Annotated in this window: 1 protein-coding gene; it reads right to left on the reverse strand. The window is 74.3% G+C overall.

Features of this window, described 5'->3' with window-relative positions:
* On the reverse strand, nt 1-992 hold a 992-nt coding region (locus ABD811_RS31770), incomplete at its 3' end, for a dienelactone hydrolase family protein (RefSeq protein WP_344955159.1).
* Between the last annotated feature and the right edge of the window lie 332 nt (nt 993-1,324).

Consider the following 1,324-nt stretch of genomic DNA (forward strand, 5'->3'; position numbering starts at 1 on the left):
CGGGCGTCCGCGTGCCGCATGCCCGCCGGAGGGAACAGCGGGTCGCGCTCCCCGTACAGCACCAGCAGAGGGGACGGGGCGCCGAGCGCCACGATGTCGGGCCAGTCGCCCACCGCCGCCAGGCCGGGCGGCCACGACACCCACGAATGGGCGTCCACGTGCTCGCCCAGCATGTGCGGGAGGGAGGCCATCATCGCCACCACCACCGACGCCCGCACCTGCGGGCACAGCGCGTGCAGCATCCCCGCGCGCAGGCCGCCGCCCGACAGGCCGACGCAGCCCAGCGCGTCCGCCCGTACGCCCGGCAGCCCGGCCAGCACGCGCGCCGCGATGAGGTCCTCGCGGGCGACCAGGCCGAGCAGGGACGTGCCCAGCAGGTTGCAGTACTTGGCGACGACCGGCTCGTGATGGCGCGCGGCGGTGTCGTAGTGCCGCCGCCCGGTCATGGACCCGCCGCGTCGTTCGGCCAGTTCGCGCAGGTCGTCGGCGAGGACGCGGACGCGTTCGGGCATCGTCTCCAGCGGGAAGCGGCGGCTGCCCCACAGGAACACGTCATGGCACAGCACCGCGAAACCGCGCCGCGCCAGTTCCACCGCGAACGCCCGGCCGCCGTAGATCTCCTCGCGCAGCGCGCGTATCTCGGGCGGCACCTCGCGGGACGGGCCATCGGCGATCTTCTCCTTGCCCCAGTACTTCATCCCGGCGTGGCAGTGCAGCGCCAGCACGCCCGGCAGCGGCCGTCCGGCGCCGGCCGGGCGCAGCACCCAGGCACGGGTGCGCGGCCCGAAGCCGGGCGACCACGACAGCTCCTCGCCGTCGATCCCGCCGGCCGACCAGACGCGTTCGGTGCGCACGCCGACGTCCTCGCCGTACGGGGGCATGCCCAGCGACTCGTCCAGGCGGGCGCGCAGGGACGCGTCGGGGCCGGGCCACAGCGGACGCCGGCGTCCCGCCAGCTCCACCAGCCCGCCGAAGTCTCCGAGATGCCGCATGGGTCAGCACCCTAGAAGCTGAACTGCCCGCCCCAGGGGCCGGCGGGGCGGGCAGACGGAACGCCGGGAGTGTTGGGCGGAGTCCCCGGCTCGTCGTTCCACCTGGAAGTCGCCGGGGCGGACGCGAAAGGTTGCCGCGTCCCCCGAAATATCTGTGAGAGATGTGAAAGACCGTCTTCCGGGTCCGTACGGGGCCGGATACCTTCGGCGCCGTGTGGGAGCGCTCCCAGGGGCCGGGACCCGTCCGCACCCTGTTCATCCGAGGAAGGTCATGTCGATGAGGTTCCGTCCAGCGCTGGCCGTCGCCTGCGGCCTGCTCGCCGCCGCGGCGG

The sequence above is a fragment of the Actinomadura miaoliensis genome (assembly GCF_039536785.1).
Classification (GTDB): domain Bacteria; phylum Actinomycetota; class Actinomycetes; order Streptosporangiales; family Streptosporangiaceae; genus Spirillospora; species Spirillospora miaoliensis.